Origin of the sequence: Rhodanobacter soli, from assembly GCF_040548735.1 — a bacterium.
GTDB classification, from domain to species: Bacteria; Pseudomonadota; Gammaproteobacteria; order Xanthomonadales; family Rhodanobacteraceae; genus Rhodanobacter; species Rhodanobacter soli_A.
Genome location: NZ_JBEPSD010000001.1, coordinates 1004672 through 1020454, shown reverse-complemented (window position 1 = coordinate 1020454; position 15783 = coordinate 1004672). Strand labels below are relative to the sequence as shown.

The window sequence follows — 15783 nt, the reverse complement described above, 5'->3', positions numbered from 1 at the left end:
CATGGACATCCTGCCCATTTTCTCGACCTTGCGCCGGCACAAGATCACCGCACTGCTGCTGATCCTGGAGATCGCGCTGACCTGCGCCATCGTCTGCAATGCCGTGTTCCTGATCAGCCAGCGACTGGAACGCAACGAGATGGTCAGCGGCGTGGTCGAGCACGAACTGGTGCAGGTCCAGGTCGCCAACATCGGCAAGCCGACCGACGCCAAGGCACGCGCGCAGGAAGACCTGGCGGTGCTGCGGCAGATTCCCGGCGTGACCGCCGCGGCGCTGGTCAACCAGGTGCCGTTCACCAACAGCTCGTCGAACACCAGCATCAAGCTCGACCCGGCGCAGAAGCTGCCCACGCTCAACGCCACCATGTACATGGGCGAAGGCCTGATCAGAACCTATGGCGCCACGCTGGTGGCGGGGCGCGATTTCAACGCCGACGAGTACCTGGACTTCGACGCCATGCGAAGCGATCCCGACCTGCAGAACAAGGTGGGCTCGGTGATCATCACGCAGGCGATGGCGGAGCGGCTGTGGCCCGGCGAGCAGGCCCTGGGCAAGAACATCTATCTCGGTGAGACCTCGGTGCGCGTGATCGGCGTGGTGCAGGCGCTGATCCGGCCGTCGCTGTTCAACGGCGACGGCACGGCGCAGTGGACGATGATCTTCCCGCTGCGCATGAGCACCGCCAGCGCGTCGCGCTATGTGCTGCGCACGGCATCCGGACAGCGCGAACGCGTGCTGGAGGACGCGGCCAAGGCGCTGCGCAAGGCTGACCCGCACCGCATCATCCTCAAAAAGAAGACACTCGACGACATCCGCAGCAACTTCTTCCAGAACGACCGCGCCATGGCCGGCATCCTGGTCGGCGTCATCATCGCGTTGCTGGTCGTGACCGCGCTGGGCATCGTCGGCCTGGCCAGCTTCTGGGTGGCGCAGCGGCGCCGCACCATCGGCGTGCGCCGCGCGCTGGGCGCGACCCGCCGCAACATCCTCAACTACTTCCAGACCGAGAACTTCCTGCTCGCCACCATCGGCATCGCGCTGGGCATGGTGCTCACCTACGGCATCAACCTGTTCCTGATGACCCGCTACGAATTGCCGCGCTTGCCGGCCATCTATTTCCCGGTCGGTGCGGTCGTGCTGTGGCTGATTGGGCAGCTGGCGGTGCTTGGTCCGGCCATGCGGGCGGCTGCCGTGCCGCCGGTGGTGGCGACGAGGTCGGTGTGATGCAACCCATGATTGGAGTCTGACGGATGCTTGCCTATTACCTCGACCTGGCCTTGCGCAGTCTCAGACGCAACAAGGTGCTCACTACGCTGATGGTACTGGCGCTGGCGCTGGGCATCGGTGCCACGATCACTACGCTGACCGTGCTGCGGCTGCTATCCGGCGACCCGCTGCCGCAGAAGAGCGCGCATCTGTTCTACCCGCAACTCGATCCGAATGCGAAGGATGGCTACATCGCCGGACAGACCAAGCCGGCGCCGACGATGACCTACGTCGACGCGATGAACCTGCTGCACGAGCATCGCGCCACGCGCCAGGCGGCGATGGCGCTGAGCCAGGCGAAGATCCTGCCAGAGCAGGGCGGAAAGCATCCGTTCTTCAGCGACGCGGTGATGACCACGGCGGATTTCTTTGCGATGTTCGATGCGCCGTTCCAGTACGGCGGTGGCTGGACCGCCGCGGACGACGACAGCGGTGCGCAACTGGTGGTGATCGCGAGCTTTCTCAACGACAAGCTGTTCGGCGGTGCCAACAGCGTGGGCAGGACCATCCGCCTGAACGATCGTGACTTCCGCATCGTGGGCGTGCTGAAACCATGGGCGCCGCAGCCGCGCTTCTACGCGCAGGACCTGGGGGGGCGCAGTTACGGCGATGGCGATGCGGCGTTCCTGCCGCTGAGGACGGCGCGCGCGACCGACATGGGCCCGCAGGACACCGAATGCTACGCCGCCGTCACCGACATCAAGCATCTGGAAACGGCGCCCTGCATGTGGCTCGGCGTGTGGGTGGAACTGGCCGATGACGCCGCCGTGGCCAACTACAAATCCTTCCTGTCCAGCTATGCGCAGCAGCAGATTGCGCAGGGCCGCTTCCAGCGCCCCGAGACGGCATTGCTCGATCTGATGGGATGGCTGCGCGACCAGCAGGTGGTGCCCGACGACGTGCGCCTGCAGGCCGGGCTGGCATTCGGTTTCCTGCTGATCTGCGTGGTCAATACGGTCGGCCTGCTGCTGGCCAAATGCCTGCGGCGCTCGCAGGAGATCGGCGTGCGTCGTGCGCTCGGTGCCACCCGGCGCGAGATCTTCACGCAGTTCATGGTCGAGGCGGCCATCGTCGGCATGGCCGGTGGCGTGCTGGGGTTGCTGTTCGCCGAGCTCGGCCTGCTGGGCATCCGTCACCAGCCGGCGGAATACGCCAGCCTCGCGCATCTCGACCTGGGCATGTTCTTTTTCACCTTCGTCGTCGCCCTGGTCGCCAGCCTGATCGCCGGCATCCTGCCGGCCTGGCGCGCCTGCGTGCTGGCGCCGGCCCCGCAACTGAAAGCTGCCTGAGGTGGCCATGGAAATCCGTCCGATCTTCGCCAGCCTGCGCAAGCACCGCATTCCCGCCTGCCTGATCGTGCTGGAAATCGCGCTGGCCTGCGCGGTGCTGTGCAACGCCGTATTCATGATCAGCCAGCGCGTGTCCGACATCCACCTGGGCAACGCGATCGACGAACAGGGTATCGCCACGGTGGTCCTGCGCGGCACCGACGACAAGCTGGTCGGCAGCGACATTCCGCGCAATCTCGCTGCGTTGCGCGGCATCGCCGGCGTGAATGCGGTGGCGGTGACCAGCACGCTGCCGCTCAGCCACAACAACTGGGGCTGGAGTTTCGGCCTCGATCCCGACGCCACCATCAGCGACCAGAAGAGCCACAACGTTTCGCTGTACTTCGTCGGCGAAGGCGCCGACCAGGCGCTGGGTCTGCGCCTGCTGCAGGGGCGTTTCTTCAACGGCGACGAATACGCCGGCAGCAAGTTCGACACGGCACCCCTGCCGGAAACCCATGTGGTCGTCATCACCCAGAGCCTGGCCAAAAAGCTGTGGCCGGGACAGTCGGCGTTGGGCAAGACGCTGTATTCGATGCCGCATTACTACACCGTGGTCGGTGTGGTGGCCGACGTGCTGCGCCCGGCATTTGGCAACCAGGCCGGGCCATACATCTACGACAGCACGTATTACCCGCTCAGTGCCGGCGGCTCCAAGGGCGTGCTGGCCTACTACGTGATCCGCAGTGCGCCGCAGGACCGCGAGCGCATCATGCGCGAGGCCGAGCAGAAGCTGGCGGACCTCAATCCCGGCGCGGTCACCAAGGCCCAGACGTACAGCGACATCCGCGAGAAATATTTCGCCGACATGAGCAGCATGGCCTGGATGCTGGTGCTGGTGTGCGTGGTGATGCTGGCGGTGACGGCCTTCGGCATCGTCGGCCTGACCAGCTTCTGGGTCGGCCAGCGGCGCCGGCAGATCGGCATCCGCCGCGCGGTGGGCGCCACGCGCGGCCACATCATGCAGTACTTCCAGACCGAGAACCTGTTGCTCACCAGCGTCGGCGTGGCCATCGGCATGGGATTGGCCTTCGGCATCAATATCTATCTGATGCAGCACTACGAAATGTCGCGCATGCCCTGGTACTACTTGCCGGGCGGTGCGCTGTCGCTGTGGCTGCTGGGCCAGGCGTCGGTATTCGGGCCGGCGCAGAAAGCGGCTTCCGTGCCACCGGTGGTGGCGACGCGGTCGGTGTGATGCAAATCGTTATTGGAGCCTGAAAGATGTTTGCCTACTACCTCGACCTAGCCTTGCGCAGCCTCAAGCGCAACAAGGTGCTCACCGCGCTGATGGTGCTGGCCATTGCCGTAGGCATCGGCGCCAGCATGACCACGCTGACGGTGGTGCACCTGTTGTCCGGCGACCCGATACCCGGCAAGAGCGGCGTGCTGTTTTTCCCGCAAGTCGATCCGGAGAACCCCGCCAGGGCGGACCACACGGAACCCTATCCCGCCATGGACTATCGCTCGGCGACGGACCTGTGGAACGCACACCGCGCCGACCGTCAGGCTCTCGTCACCAGCAGTCCCGTGAAAGTGCGGGCGCCGGGAACGGGGCGCCCGCCGCTGATCCTGAGCATGCTTTCTACCACCACGGATTTCTTCCCGATGTTCGAGGTGCCGTTCCAGTACGGCGCCGGCTGGAGTGCTCAGGACGATGCGAATCGCGCTCGCGTGGCCGTGATCTCGGCCGATCTGAATGCCAAGCTGTTCGGCGGCGCCAACAGCGTCGGCCGCAGCCTGCGGGTGCGCGACACCGACGTCCGCATTGTCGGCGTGCTCAAACCGTGGCGGCCCACACCGCTGTTCTACGACCCGTGGAGCCAGAACTTCAGCAAGACGGAAGACGTATTCGTACCTTTCACTAGCAGTATGGAAATCAACGAGGGCAACTTCCAGGCCTATACCTGCTGGCATGTGCCGGACGACACGCACCACCTGCAGAACTCGGATTGCGTGTGGGTGTGGCTGTGGGCGGAACTGGACAGCCCAGCGAAGGCCAGCTCCTACGCGCGCTTCGTGGCTGATTACGCGGAGCAGCAGAAGGCGATGGGGCGTTTTGCGATAGGCAAGGAGCACGTCCGGGTGCGCGATGTGATGACGATGCTGACTGCCCGCGGCATGGTGCCGGACGACGTGCGCCTGCAGGCGTGGCTGGCATCCGCATTTCTCGCCATTTGCCTGTTCAACGCGGTGGGTCTGCTGCTGGCGAAATTCCTGCGCCGCAGCGGCGAGATCGGCGTGCGCCGCGCGCTTGGTGCAAGCCGCCGCGCGATTTTCTCGCAGTGTCTGGTCGAAGCTGGCGTGATCGGTCTGCTGGGTGGCTTTTTCGGCTGGCTGCTGACCCTGACCGGCTTGTGGCTGGTGCGTCAGCAGCCGGTGGACTACGCGCATCTCGCGCATGTGGATACCGCCATGTTTCTAACCACCTTCGTGACGGCGGTCGCGACCAGCCTGCTGGCCGGGCTGATCCCCGCGTTGCGGGCCAGTCGCGTGGTTCCCGCCTGGCAACTCAAGGCGCTGTGAGGAGAACGCACATGCAGATTCGACCCATACTCGCCGCCCTGCGCCGCCACCGGCTTGCCACGTTGCTGATCGCGATGGAGATTGCACTGGCTTGCGCGGTGTTGTGCAACGCCTGCTTCCTGGTGGTCCAGCGCTGGAAGCTGATCCAGACGCAGAGTGGCGTCGACGAAAACTCGCTGGCCGTATTGACCGTAAATGGCTTCGAGCCGACCCAGGCTGCGGATGTCAACGCCCGCATGCTCGTTGGCCTGCGTGCGATACCAGGCATGCAGGCGGTAACCCTGATCAACCAGGTACCGTTCGGACCGCAAACAGGCGCTGCAGGCATTTCGCGCGATGCCGACAGTTTCAAGAACACGATTGGTGTCGTGGATTTCGTACTGGCCGAGCCGGGTACGTTCCAGGTCTTGGGTCTGAAACTGGTCGAGGGCCGCATGCCGCAGGCGGACGATTATCGTCCCGCCACCAATTTCGCTCCCATGGACGCGCAGGTGCTGGTGAGCCGCGCGCTGGCAGAACACGCCTGGCCGGGAGAAAGCCCGATCGGCAAGGAATTCTGGTGCGACAAGCTGCACTTCCGCGTGATGGGCGTGGTCGACCATTTTGCGCGTGCGCATCCGCGCGAATGGGGCGCGCAGGCGGCCGAGTGGACGGTGTTCACACCGACGCTGCCCGGAGGTTCACTGGCCGGCACGTATCTGCTGCGGGCCAGTCCGGCCGATCTGCCGCGCGTGCTGCGTACCGCGCGCGATGCCGTGGCGAAGATCGCGCCGGACGTGGTGCTCGATCAGGAAAACAGCCAGACCATCACCGATCTGCGCACGGACTATTTCAAGTCCGACCGTATCATGATCGACCTGCTGATCGGCGTGATCGTCACCATGCTCGGCGTCACCGCGCTGGGCATCGTCGGTCTGGCCAGTTTCTGGGTGCAGCAGAGACGCCGGCAGATCGGCGTGCGGCGTGCGCTGGGCGCCACCCGCGGCGACATCCTGCGTTACTTCCAGACCGAGAATTTTCTGATCGTCACCGGCGGCATCCTGCTCGGCATGCTGCTGGCATTCGCGTTGAACCTGGCACTGATGACGCACTACGAGCTGCCGCGCCTGCCGTTCTATTACCTGCCGATCGGCGCGCTGGTGCTGTGGGGGCTCGGCCAGCTAGCCGTGCTGGGCCCGGCCCTGCGCGCGGCGGCGGTGCCGCCGGTGGTGGCGACGAGATCGGTGTGACAGGCGGGTGCGCTCCTACAGCGTGGTACGTGATTTCAATGGTTGATGGGGGTACACGGAATGTTCGGCTATTACTTCGATCTGGCGCAGCGCAGCCTCAGGCGCAACCCGGTGCTCACCGCGCTGATGGTGCTGGCGATCGGCCTGGGCATCGGCGCGAGCATGACGATGCTTACGGTGCTGCATGTGATGTCCGGCAACCCGTTGCCGGAACGCAGCACGCAGTTGTTCTATCCGCAGCTCGATCCGCGAGGTATGGATGACTATCGCGTAGGCGAAGAGCCGCCCACGCAGATGGCCTGGATCGACGCGACGAATTTGCTGAAGGCGCGCAAAGGCACCCATCAAGCCGCCATGTCGGGTGGTCAGGTGACGGTGCGCCCGGCGCAGGGCGGCAACCGCGCCTTCTACGTCGATGCGCGTTTTACCACGGCGGATTTCTTCGCCATGTTCGACGTGCCGTTTGCACGTGGCGGTGGCTGGTCGTCATCTGACGATGACAAGCAGGCGCGGGTGATCGTGGTCGCGAAGACACTGGCCGACAAGTTGTACGGCGGAGGGCAGGCTGTCGGAAAAATACTGCGTCTGGGTCAAAACGACTTCCGTATTGTCGGGGTGATCGAACCGTGGAGTCCGGTACCGCATTTCTACGACCTTACCTCGGGCGGTTACCAGGACGGCGAGCAGGTGTTCATGCCTCTATCCACCGCATTGGCACTGCATCAAGGGATCGGCGGCAGCCTGGAATGCTGGGGATATATGTCGTTCAACAACCTGGACCGCAAGACGGCCCCGTGTTCCTGGTTGCAGTTCTGGGTCCAGCTGGATACGCCAGCGCAGCAGCGGGCCTATCGCGAATTTCTGGTGAGTTACTCGCAGCAGCAAAAGATGCTGGGACGTTTCGTGCGGCCACCCAATACGCGTCTGCACGATCTCATGGGCTGGCTGGACTACAACAAGGTGGTGCCGGGGAGCGTGCAACTGCAGACGCTGTTGGCACTGGGGTTCATGCTGGTGTGCCTGGTCAACACGGTGGCGCTGCTGCTGGTGAAATTCCTGCGACGCGGCGGTGAGATGGGCGTGCGCCGTGCGATGGGCGCATCGATGCGTTCGATCTTTGCGCAGTTGCTAGCCGAGGCAACGCTGGTGGGCTTGTGTGGTGGCGTGGTCGGCGTGCTGCTTGCGTTGTTCGGCTTGTGGGTGGTGCGACAGCAGCCGGCGCAGTACGCGGGCTTGGCGCATCTGGACGCACCGATGTTGTACGCAACTTTCGTACTGGCGCTATGCACCACCGTACTTGCCGCCATGTTCCCGGCGTGGCGCGCCTGCCGGCTGCCACCGGCGCGCGCGCTGAAGATCCAGTGAGAGCCACGATCATGCATCCCATCCTTTCCGCACTGAAACATCACAAGACCACCGTAGTCCTGGTGATGCTGGAGATCGCGCTGACCTGCGCCATCGTCAGCAACGCGCTGTTCCTGATCGGTGACCGTCTTTCGGATATGCAATTGACCACTGGGGTGGCGAACAATGAACTCGTCTGGGTCAATAGCGACAGTCTTCGCGAGGACGGCAACCCAGCCAGCAGGATGAGTCTGGAACAGGCCGATCTGACTGCCTTGCGCGACATGCGGGGTGTCACAGGAGTGGTCAGGGTCAATTCGTTGCCGCTGTTGGATGCCGCCATGTGGCGCAGCGGTATCTCGGTCCAACCCGGCCTGCCCAAGGCCACGTTCAACAACATCGCGATGTACCTCGGCACGCCTGGCATCGTCGGCGAATTGGGCATCAAGCTGGACCAGGGGCGCGACTTCCTGCCGCAGGAATATGCCGATTACAGCCCTTCCGCGAATCAGGCGCCGCCTTCGGCGGTGATCGTCACGCGCGCGCTGGCCGATCGTCTGTGGCCCAGTCAGAGTGCATTGGGTCAACCGATCTTCATGGGCGAAAAGGGCAAGTACGTCACCCGCGTCGTCGGTGTGACGAGGCACCTGCTCAATCCGACCCTGTCGGGCCGCACCAACAGCGAAGACAACCTGCTGTTGCCGGTACGCTCGATACCCGGCGGCATGTATGTGTTGCGTATGGAGCCTGCCGCACGCGATGCGGTCCTGCGCGACATCCCGGCCGTGCTAGACCGCGTGGACAACGATCGCATCATCACCGGCAGCAACAGCTATGCACGCACCGTGTCGGATTACTTCCACGACGATCGCGCACTGATCTGGCTGCTGCTGGTGGTGATCGGCTGCCTGCTGGCGTTGACTGCGTTGGGCGTGGTCGGGTTGTCCAGCTTCTGGGTGCAGCAACGCACCCACCAGATTGGCATCCGCCGCGCGGTCGGCGCCACCCGCAACGACATCCTGCGTTACTTCCAGACCGAGAATTTCCTGATCGTCAGCGGCGGTATTGCGCTGGGATTGCTGCTTGCTGTCGCGTTGAATTTGTTATTGATGAAGCACTACGAACTGCCGCGGTTGCCGCTGTACTACCTGCCGATCGCCGCGCTGGTCTTGTGGGTGCTTGGACAGCTAGCCGTGCTGGGCCCCGCGCTGCGCGCGGCGGCGGTGCCGCCGGTGGTGGCGACGAGATCGGTATGAAAAGTGGATCTGCGGGTATACGCATGACCATAGTCATGGCAACCTTTCAGGCCGGAGCGGCATCCATGTCCGCATGTGCAGAAGAAAGATGCGAACCGTCCTGATCATCGACGACAACCCGGCCGTGGGCGAGGCGCTGTCGCTGGCGCTTTCGCTCAACGAGATCCGCCCGCTCACCGCGCTGACGCCCGACGAGGGGCTGGCGCTGCTGCAGCGCGAGGCAGTCGACGTGGTGATCCAGGACATGAATTTCACCGCCGACACCACCTCGGGCGAGGAGGGCGTGGCGCTGTTCCGGGCGATCCGCGAGCGGCATCCGGACCTGCCGGTCATCCTGCTGACCGCGTGGACGCACCTGGAGACCGCGGTGGAACTGGTCAAGGCCGGCGCCGCGGACTACCTGGCCAAGCCGTGGGACGACAACAAGCTGCTGGCCACGGTGGAGAACCTGCTGGAGCTGTCCGAGTCGACCCGCGAGGTGAGTCGCAGCCGCCGTGAACGGCGCCAGCGGCGCGAGCAGTTGCAGGGCAAATACGAACTGGACGGCCTGGTCTTCGCCTCCGAGGCGATGGCGCGCACGCTGGATCTGGCCTGCCAGATCGCCCGCTCCGACGTACCGGTGCTGATCACCGGCCCGAACGGCACCGGCAAGGAGCGCATCGCGGCGATCGTGCACGCGAACTCGGCGGTGAAGCGCGGCCCGTTCGTGGCGGTGAACTGCGGCGCGCTGCCGGGCGAGCTGATCGAGGCCGAGCTGTTCGGCGCCGAGGCCGGCGCGTACACCGGCGCGAACAAGGCGCGCGAGGGCCGCTTCGAGCTGGCCGACGGCGGCACCCTGTTCCTGGACGAGATCGGCAACCTGCCGCTGCCCGGCCAGATGAAGCTGCTGCGCGTGCTGGAGACCGGACAGTTCGAGCGCCTGGGTTCGGGGAAGACGCGCCAGGCCAAGGTACGCGTGCTGTCGGCGACGAATGCCGATCTCAAGGCGATGATCCAGGCCGGCACGTTCCGCGAAGACCTGTACTACCGGCTCAACGTGATCGAGGTGAACCTGCCGCCGCTGAGCGAGCGCAACGACGATATCCTGCCGCTGGCCGAATTCTTCCTGGATGGCCGCGCCGAGTTCGGTGATGCCGCGCGCGAGGCGCTGCTGGGCTATCCGTGGCCCGGCAACGTGCGCGAGCTGAAGAACGCGATCGAGCGCGCCGCCTTGCTGGCCGGCGGCCACCCGATCACTCCCGAGCTGCTGAACCTGCCGCAGCATGCGGCAACGGCCGCTGCGCGCAACCTCGACGAACCCAGCCGCGAGGCGGTGGAGACCGCATTGCACAAGGCCGATGGCGTGGTCAGCCGCGCGGCACAGAGCCTGGGCCTGTCGCGCCAGGCGCTGTATCGGCGGATGGAGCGCTACGGCCTGGCGACCACGGCTTGAGCGATATGTGACGGCGATGCTTGTCCTCGACTGGAAGGCGTAGAAAGATGGCTGCATGCATCCAGCAGGGGAGGGGCCATGCGATATCGCCGGATCATGCTTGTTGCCGCCTGGCTGACGGCCGGCGCGGCCTTGGCGCAGGCGCCATCGGGTTCCCGCGAGGACTGGGCGCTGCAGGCCGCCGCCAGCCCGGCCCGGTATCGGCTCGGTTCGCCGGTGGTGCTGGCGGAGTCGAAGAAAAGTCCGTTCAGGTTCAGCGACGGCAGCGATGGCGGCGTGCTGAACAAGCCGCCGCCGCGTCCGATGGATCGGGCCGCGGTACTCGGCACCGAGCGCGCCTGGGTAGGCGGCCGGCCGCCGCTCGACTGCGCGATGACCCCGATGGACGCCAGGTGCCATTGAATCGGCTTTCCCCCGTCGAGGAGAACAGCCGATGTGGCGTCGCCTGAATTCGCTGCAGGGGCGCCTGACCTTTCTGCTGGCCGTGGCCGGCCTGGCCGGTGCGCTGATCTACGCCGGCGTCACCCAGTGGCCGCTGCCGCAGTTGCTGGTGTGGCTGCGCAAGGACCTGGCGCTGTCGATACGTGCGCCCATGCAACTGGGCATCTACGGCGGCCTGCTGGCCAGCGTGATCGTGCTGCTGCCGCTGTCATTCTGGCTGGCCGGCCGGGTGATGGCGCCGGTGAGCCGGCTGCTGCGCGCGCTGGAGGGCGCGGTGGCCAGTTATCGCGACGGCGATTTCACCTTCTCGATCGCGGTCGACCGGCGCGACGAGCTGGGCGAGCTGATCCGCATGCACAACGCGCTGGGGCACACCCTGCGCGAACAGCGCCAGCACCTGGTGCAGCGCGAGCTGCTGCTGGACACGGTGGTGCAGAACACGCCGGTGGCGCTGGTGCTGACCGATGCGATCGGCCGGGTCGCCTACGCGAACATCGCCTCGCGACACCTGTTCAATGAAGGCCGCACCCTGGTCGGGCTGGACTTCGCCGAGTTGCTGGCCGATGCGCCCGAAGCGCTGCGCAAGGCGGTGGACAGCGGCGAGGATGCCCTGCTCAGCGTGGAGATGGACGGCGGCGAGGAAACCTTCCACCTGTCGCAGCGCGCGTTCCGGCTGCAGGGCCGGCCGCATCGGCTGCACCTGTTCCGGCGCATGACGCGCGAGCTGTCGCGGCAGGAGGTGGCGACCTGGAAGCGGGTGATCCGGGTGATCAGCCACGAGCTCAACAATTCGCTGGCGCCGATCACTTCGCTGGCGCACTCCGGTGCGGAGCTGGCCCGCCGCGGCCAGATCGAGCGGCTACCCGGCGTGTTCGCCACCATCGGCGAACGCGCGCTGCACCTGCACCGCTTCATCGCCGGCTACGCCAGCTTCGCCAAGCTGCCCACGCCGCAGCCGGTGGAGATCGAGTGGAAGCCGTTCCTCGACGGGCTGGCGCTGCATTGCCAGTACCGCCTGGCGACGCCGGTGCCGGATCGGCCGGGGCATTTCGATGCGGTGCAGATCGAGCAGGTGCTGATCAACCTGATCAAGAACGCGCACGAGTCGGGCGGGCCGGACGACGAGGTCACGCTGTCGATCCTGGATGTCGGCAACGAGTTGCGCATCGAGGTGGCCGATCGTGGCCCCGGCATGAGCGAGACGGTGCTGGCGCAGGCGCTGCTGCCGTTCTATTCGACCAAGCGCTCCGGCACCGGGCTGGGCCTGGCGCTGGCGCGCGAGATCACCGAGGCGCACGGCGGCCGCGTGCTGCTGGCCAACCGCGAAGGCGGCGGCCTGCGGGTGAGCCTACGCCTGCCGCAGGCAGCTGCCCGATAGCGCTCGAAGCGGTACGGCCTCGCCTATACTCAAGTCTTCTTCAGGACATGGGGTGGGCAATGGGACAGCTACTTGCGTTGGTTATCGTGGTCGTGGTCATCATCGGCGTGGCCAAGCTGGTGCGTATCGTGCCGCAGGGCTTCGAATGGACGGTGGAAACGTTTGGCAAGTACACCCGCACGCTGAGCCCGGGGCTGCATTTCCTGATCCCGATCTACCAGGCGGTGGGTCGCAAGATCAACATGATGGAACAGGTGCTGGACGTGCCCAGCCAGGACGTGATCACCAAGGACAACGCGGTGGTGCGCGTCGACGGCGTGGTGTTCTACCAGGTGCTGGACGCGTCCAAGGCGGCATATGAGGTGTCCAACCTGGAGCAGGCGTCGCTGGCGCTGATCATGACCAATATCCGCACCGTGCTCGGCTCGATGGATCTGGACGAGTCGCTGAGTCAGCGCGATGCGATCAACGCGAAGCTGCTCAAGGTGGTCGACGAGGCGACCCATCCATGGGGCGTCAAGGTCAACCGCATCGAGATCAAGGACATCGCGCCGCCGCGCGACCTGGTCGACGCGATGGCGCGGCAGATGAAGGCCGAGCGCGAGAAGCGCGCCAACATCCTCGACGCCGAGGGCTTCCGCCAGGCCGCGATCCTCAAGGCCGAAGGCGAGAAGCAGTCGGTGATCCTGGCCGCCGAAGGCGAGAAGGAAGCCGCGTTCCGCACGGCCGAAGCGCGCGAGCGTTCGGCCGAGGCCGAGGCGAAGGCGACCACGATGGTGTCCGACGCGATCGCCAACGGCAACGTCAACGCGCTGAACTACTTCGTCGCCAACAACTACGTCGAGGCGCTGAAGGAAATGGCCAAGTCGCCGAACCAGAAGATGCTGCTGCTGCCGATCGAGGCCACCGGCATCCTGGGTTCGCTGGCCGGCATCGCCGAGCTGGCGAAGGAGTCGCTCGGCCAGCAGCAGAAGCCGGCCGCCATCCAGCCGCCGCTGCGCTGAGGGTACGACGATGTGGGAGCTTTCGACGCATTACCTGTGGTGGATCCTGGCGCTGCTGCTGATCGCCGGCGAGTTGCTGCTGCCCGGCTATTTCCTGCTGTGGATCGGCCTGGGCGCCGCCGCGATGGGCGTGGTGCTGTGGGTCGATCCGACGCTGGGCCTGCTGGTGCAGGCGGTGCTGTTCGGCCTGCTCGCGTTCGCCTCCTGCGTCGGCTATGCGCGCTGGCTGCGGCCCAGGCTGGAACGTCGCGTGCCCGGTGACGAGCGCCTGAACCGCCGCGCCGAGCAGTTGATCGGCCAGCGTTACGAGCTGATCGAGCCGATCGTCAACGGCCGCGGCAAGGCCCGCGTGGGCGATGGCCAGTGGCTGGTCAGCGGGCCGGACCTGCCGCTGGGCACCACGGTGGAAGTGGTCGCGGTGGAGGGCGCCACGCTGCAGGTACGCGCGGCGGCATGAGCGCAGGCGAGACCATCAGCCAGCAGCAGTTCGCCACCACGGCGTCGGCCACGCGCATCGCGTTCGTGCTGGAACTGGCGCGGCGGCTGCATCAGTACGGCACCTCGGCGCCGCGGCTGGAGATGGCGATCGCCGGCGCGGCGCAGCGGCTGGGGCTGTCCGCCGATGTCTGGTCCAGTCCCACCGCGATCATCATCTCCTTCGCCGACCTGGCCCATGGCGAGGAAGGCGTGGCGCAGACCACCCAGGTGATGCGGTTGGCGCCGGGCGAGGTGAATCTGGAGCGGTTGTGCCAGGCCGACGACATCGCCGATCGTGCGATCGCCGGGGAGCTTGGCCTGCGCGAGGGCTTCCGCCTGCTGCGCGAGCTGGGCCGGCCGGACACGCGGCGCGAGAAGATCGGCTCGATCGCCAGTTACGGCCTGTCTGCCGCCAGCATCGCGGCGTTGTTCCTGCACAGTTCCTGGGTGGACCTGGTGGTGGCCGGCGCGATCGGCGTGGTCATCGGCTGCATCACCCTGCTCGCAGCCAGCCGGCCGCGGCTGGCGGTGGCCAGCGACGCGATCTGCGCGCTGGTGGCGACCACGGTGACGATCGTGGTGAGCGCGTTCGTGGTGCCGCTGGCGATCAAGTCGGTGGTGCTGGCCAGCCTGATCATCCTGGTGCCGGGCATGTCGCTGACAAACGCCGTGCGCGAGATTTCCAGCGGGCACCTGGTGTCCGGCATGGCGCGCATGGGCGGCGCGATGTCGACCCTGCTCAAGCTCACCTTCGGCACCATCGCGGCGACCCAGCTGTGTGCCGCGGTGGGCATCACGGCCCGCGACTTCGCGCTGCCGGCGTTGCCGACCTGGACCGATTTCCCGGCCCTGCTGGTCGCGGCGATCGCGTTCGCGATCCTGTTCCGCGCGGCCCGACGCGACTGGCCGGTGGTGATCGTGGCGGTGGTGGTGGGCTACCTGGCCACGCGCTGGGGCGGTGCGATCTCCGGCTCGCTGCCGGGCGCGCCGGTGGGCGTGTTCCTGGGCGGCCTGCTTTTGGGCGCGCTGGCGAACGTCTATGCGCGCTTCGCGCATCGCCCGGGCGCGGTCATCCGCGAGCCGGGTATCCTGCTGCTGGTGCCGGGCAGCGTGGGTTTTCGCAGCGTGTCGTTCCTGCTCGAACGCGACACCACGCTGAGCGTCGATACCGGCCTGCTGCTGGTCACCCTGCTGGTGTCGCTGGTGGCGGGGCTGATGTTCGGCGACCTGCTGGTTTCGCCCCGGAGATCTCTTTAAATCAAAAGCGGCCGAAGACGCTGGCGATCTCGTTTGCCTTGCACGTCAAGACGACGAGACTGCACGGCACCTTCGCCTCCTCCACTGCAAGGCAGGGGAGGATTGAGGAGGGGTTGCTCCTGGCTAAGGCCAAGATCAAAAGCCACCCCCTCCTGGCCTCCCCCTGCTTTGCAGGGGGAGGAATCAAGCGAATATGGCCTTGCCCTGGGCCAACAAAAAAGCGCCGGCATCAAGCCGGCGCTTTTCATTGAAGCGGCCAACGGAACAGCGATCAGATCGCCAGATCCTTTTCCTTCTTGCCGGCCTTCAACGCATCATTGAACCAGTGCGGACGCTTGCCGCGGCCGGACCAGGTCTGTGCGGGATTGGCCGGGTTGCGGTATTTCGGCGCGACCGTCCCGGTGCTGCGCTTGGCCTTGCCGCGCGTGCCGCCGAAGATGTCTTCGAAGGTATAACCCTCGGCCTTGATCAAGGCATGCACTTTCTCGCGCAACTTGACGACCTTTTCCTTGCGCAGTTCATTCTGGCGAATCTGCGCCTTGCTGATCAGGTCATTGAGTTGGTTGTGATTGAGGTTCTTGATATCGACGGCCATGATTTGACTCCCGGGGGTAAGTATCGACAATTGAACGGTCTGGCTATGGTCTGGCCATTATTGGGAACAAAGCCGGACGCATTTGAAGTTGTTGCAATACTGATTCTCGCTGATTTGCGGAATCCTTGTAAAGCGCAGTGCACTTGTGAAATGTACTTTCACATTAAGCATAATTAATAGTGTGACCAGTTTCGAATTAGCACAACAAATGCAAAAAAACGGCCGCACTGGGCGGCCGTTTTTGTTAAT

The 15783-nt window shown here is 65.5% G+C and carries 14 protein-coding genes; 13 read left to right on the top strand and 1 reads right to left on the bottom strand.

What is annotated here, in order from left to right:
• Position 1 precedes the first annotated feature (1 nt).
• The 13 genes from ABIE04_RS04855 to ABIE04_RS04795 all read left to right on the top strand — a co-directional run bounded on the left by ABIE04_RS04855 (position 2) and on the right by ABIE04_RS04795 (position 14939).
• A complete protein-coding gene (locus tag ABIE04_RS04855; protein ID WP_354547441.1) occupies positions 2–1225 on the top strand; it encodes an ABC transporter permease in 1224 nt (407 codons plus the stop codon).
• Positions 1226–1251: 26 nt separating this feature from the next.
• Positions 1252–2556: an ABC transporter permease gene (locus ABIE04_RS04850; protein ID WP_354547440.1), complete on the top strand. Its 1305-nt coding sequence runs from the start codon at positions 1252–1254 to the stop codon at positions 2554–2556.
• Between the two features lie 7 nt (positions 2557–2563).
• Positions 2564–3793: an ABC transporter permease gene (locus ABIE04_RS04845; RefSeq protein ID WP_354547439.1), complete on the top strand. Its 1230-nt coding sequence runs from the start codon at positions 2564–2566 to the stop codon at positions 3791–3793.
• Positions 3794–3819: 26 nt separating this feature from the next.
• Positions 3820–5121, top strand: coding sequence for an ABC transporter permease (locus ABIE04_RS04840; RefSeq protein ID WP_354547438.1), 1302 nt, complete (start codon positions 3820–3822; stop codon positions 5119–5121).
• Positions 5122–5132: 11 nt separating this feature from the next.
• Complete coding sequence (locus ABIE04_RS04835; RefSeq protein WP_354547437.1) at positions 5133–6350, top strand: ABC transporter permease; 1218 nt, start codon at positions 5133–5135, stop codon at positions 6348–6350.
• Positions 6351–6410: 60 nt separating this feature from the next.
• Positions 6411–7715, top strand: coding sequence for an ABC transporter permease (locus tag ABIE04_RS04830; protein ID WP_354547436.1), 1305 nt, complete (start codon positions 6411–6413; stop codon positions 7713–7715).
• The gene (locus tag ABIE04_RS04825; protein WP_354547435.1) at positions 7667–8950 is read left to right on the top strand and encodes an ABC transporter permease; all 1284 of its coding nucleotides are present in this window, start codon (positions 7667–7669) and stop codon (positions 8948–8950) included. Before ABIE04_RS04830 ends, ABIE04_RS04825 begins: the two co-directional genes overlap by 49 nt.
• A gap of 88 nt (positions 8951–9038) precedes the next feature.
• Positions 9039–10382: a sigma-54-dependent transcriptional regulator gene (locus tag ABIE04_RS04820; RefSeq protein ID WP_354547434.1), complete on the top strand. Its 1344-nt coding sequence runs from the start codon at positions 9039–9041 to the stop codon at positions 10380–10382.
• A gap of 78 nt (positions 10383–10460) precedes the next feature.
• Positions 10461–10784: a hypothetical protein gene (locus tag ABIE04_RS04815; RefSeq protein ID WP_354547433.1), complete on the top strand. Its 324-nt coding sequence runs from the start codon at positions 10461–10463 to the stop codon at positions 10782–10784.
• A gap of 31 nt (positions 10785–10815) precedes the next feature.
• Positions 10816–12201, top strand: coding sequence for a sensor histidine kinase (locus tag ABIE04_RS04810; RefSeq protein WP_354547432.1), 1386 nt, complete (start codon positions 10816–10818; stop codon positions 12199–12201).
• Between the two features lie 59 nt (positions 12202–12260).
• Positions 12261–13205 carry an SPFH domain-containing protein gene (locus ABIE04_RS04805; RefSeq protein ID WP_354547431.1) on the top strand — a complete coding sequence of 315 codons (945 nt, stop codon included), beginning with the start codon at positions 12261–12263 and terminating at the stop codon, positions 13203–13205.
• A gap of 10 nt (positions 13206–13215) precedes the next feature.
• Positions 13216–13662 (top strand): NfeD family protein, encoded by a 447-nt coding sequence (locus ABIE04_RS04800; protein ID WP_354547430.1) that lies wholly within the window; start codon positions 13216–13218, stop codon positions 13660–13662.
• Positions 13659–14939: a threonine/serine ThrE exporter family protein gene (locus ABIE04_RS04795; RefSeq protein ID WP_354547429.1), complete on the top strand. Its 1281-nt coding sequence runs from the start codon at positions 13659–13661 to the stop codon at positions 14937–14939. Before ABIE04_RS04800 ends, ABIE04_RS04795 begins: the two co-directional genes overlap by 4 nt.
• Before the next feature lie 271 nt (positions 14940–15210).
• Here the strand turns inward: ABIE04_RS04795 and ABIE04_RS04790 are convergent, their stop codons facing one another.
• Positions 15211–15534 carry an H-NS histone family protein gene (locus tag ABIE04_RS04790; protein ID WP_354547428.1) on the bottom strand — a complete coding sequence of 108 codons (324 nt, stop codon included), beginning with the start codon at positions 15532–15534 and terminating at the stop codon, positions 15211–15213.
• Positions 15535–15783 lie beyond the last annotated feature (249 nt).

What these genes read in the sequence shown, in the direction of transcription:
- ABIE04_RS04820 (WP_354547434.1), top strand. Translation starts at nt 9,039, where the DNA reads ATGCGAACCGTCCTGATCATCGACGACAACCCGGCCGTGGGCGAGGCG.
- ABIE04_RS04850 (WP_354547440.1), top strand. Translation starts at nt 1,252, where the DNA reads ATGCTTGCCTATTACCTCGACCTGGCCTTGCGCAGTCTCAGACGCAAC.
- ABIE04_RS04805 (WP_354547431.1), top strand. Translation starts at nt 12,261, where the DNA reads ATGGGACAGCTACTTGCGTTGGTTATCGTGGTCGTGGTCATCATCGGC.
- ABIE04_RS04790 (WP_354547428.1), bottom strand. Translation starts at nt 15,534, where the DNA reads ATGGCCGTCGATATCAAGAACCTCAATCACAACCAACTCAATGACCTG.
- ABIE04_RS04830 (WP_354547436.1), top strand. Translation starts at nt 6,411, where the DNA reads ATGTTCGGCTATTACTTCGATCTGGCGCAGCGCAGCCTCAGGCGCAAC.
- ABIE04_RS04795 (WP_354547429.1), top strand. Translation starts at nt 13,659, where the DNA reads ATGAGCGCAGGCGAGACCATCAGCCAGCAGCAGTTCGCCACCACGGCG.
- ABIE04_RS04840 (WP_354547438.1), top strand. Translation starts at nt 3,820, where the DNA reads ATGTTTGCCTACTACCTCGACCTAGCCTTGCGCAGCCTCAAGCGCAAC.
- ABIE04_RS04845 (WP_354547439.1), top strand. Translation starts at nt 2,564, where the DNA reads ATGGAAATCCGTCCGATCTTCGCCAGCCTGCGCAAGCACCGCATTCCC.
- ABIE04_RS04855 (WP_354547441.1), top strand. Translation starts at nt 2, where the DNA reads ATGGACATCCTGCCCATTTTCTCGACCTTGCGCCGGCACAAGATCACC.
- ABIE04_RS04835 (WP_354547437.1), top strand. Translation starts at nt 5,133, where the DNA reads ATGCAGATTCGACCCATACTCGCCGCCCTGCGCCGCCACCGGCTTGCC.
- ABIE04_RS04800 (WP_354547430.1), top strand. Translation starts at nt 13,216, where the DNA reads ATGTGGGAGCTTTCGACGCATTACCTGTGGTGGATCCTGGCGCTGCTG.
- ABIE04_RS04810 (WP_354547432.1), top strand. Translation starts at nt 10,816, where the DNA reads ATGTGGCGTCGCCTGAATTCGCTGCAGGGGCGCCTGACCTTTCTGCTG.
- ABIE04_RS04815 (WP_354547433.1), top strand. Translation starts at nt 10,461, where the DNA reads ATGCGATATCGCCGGATCATGCTTGTTGCCGCCTGGCTGACGGCCGGC.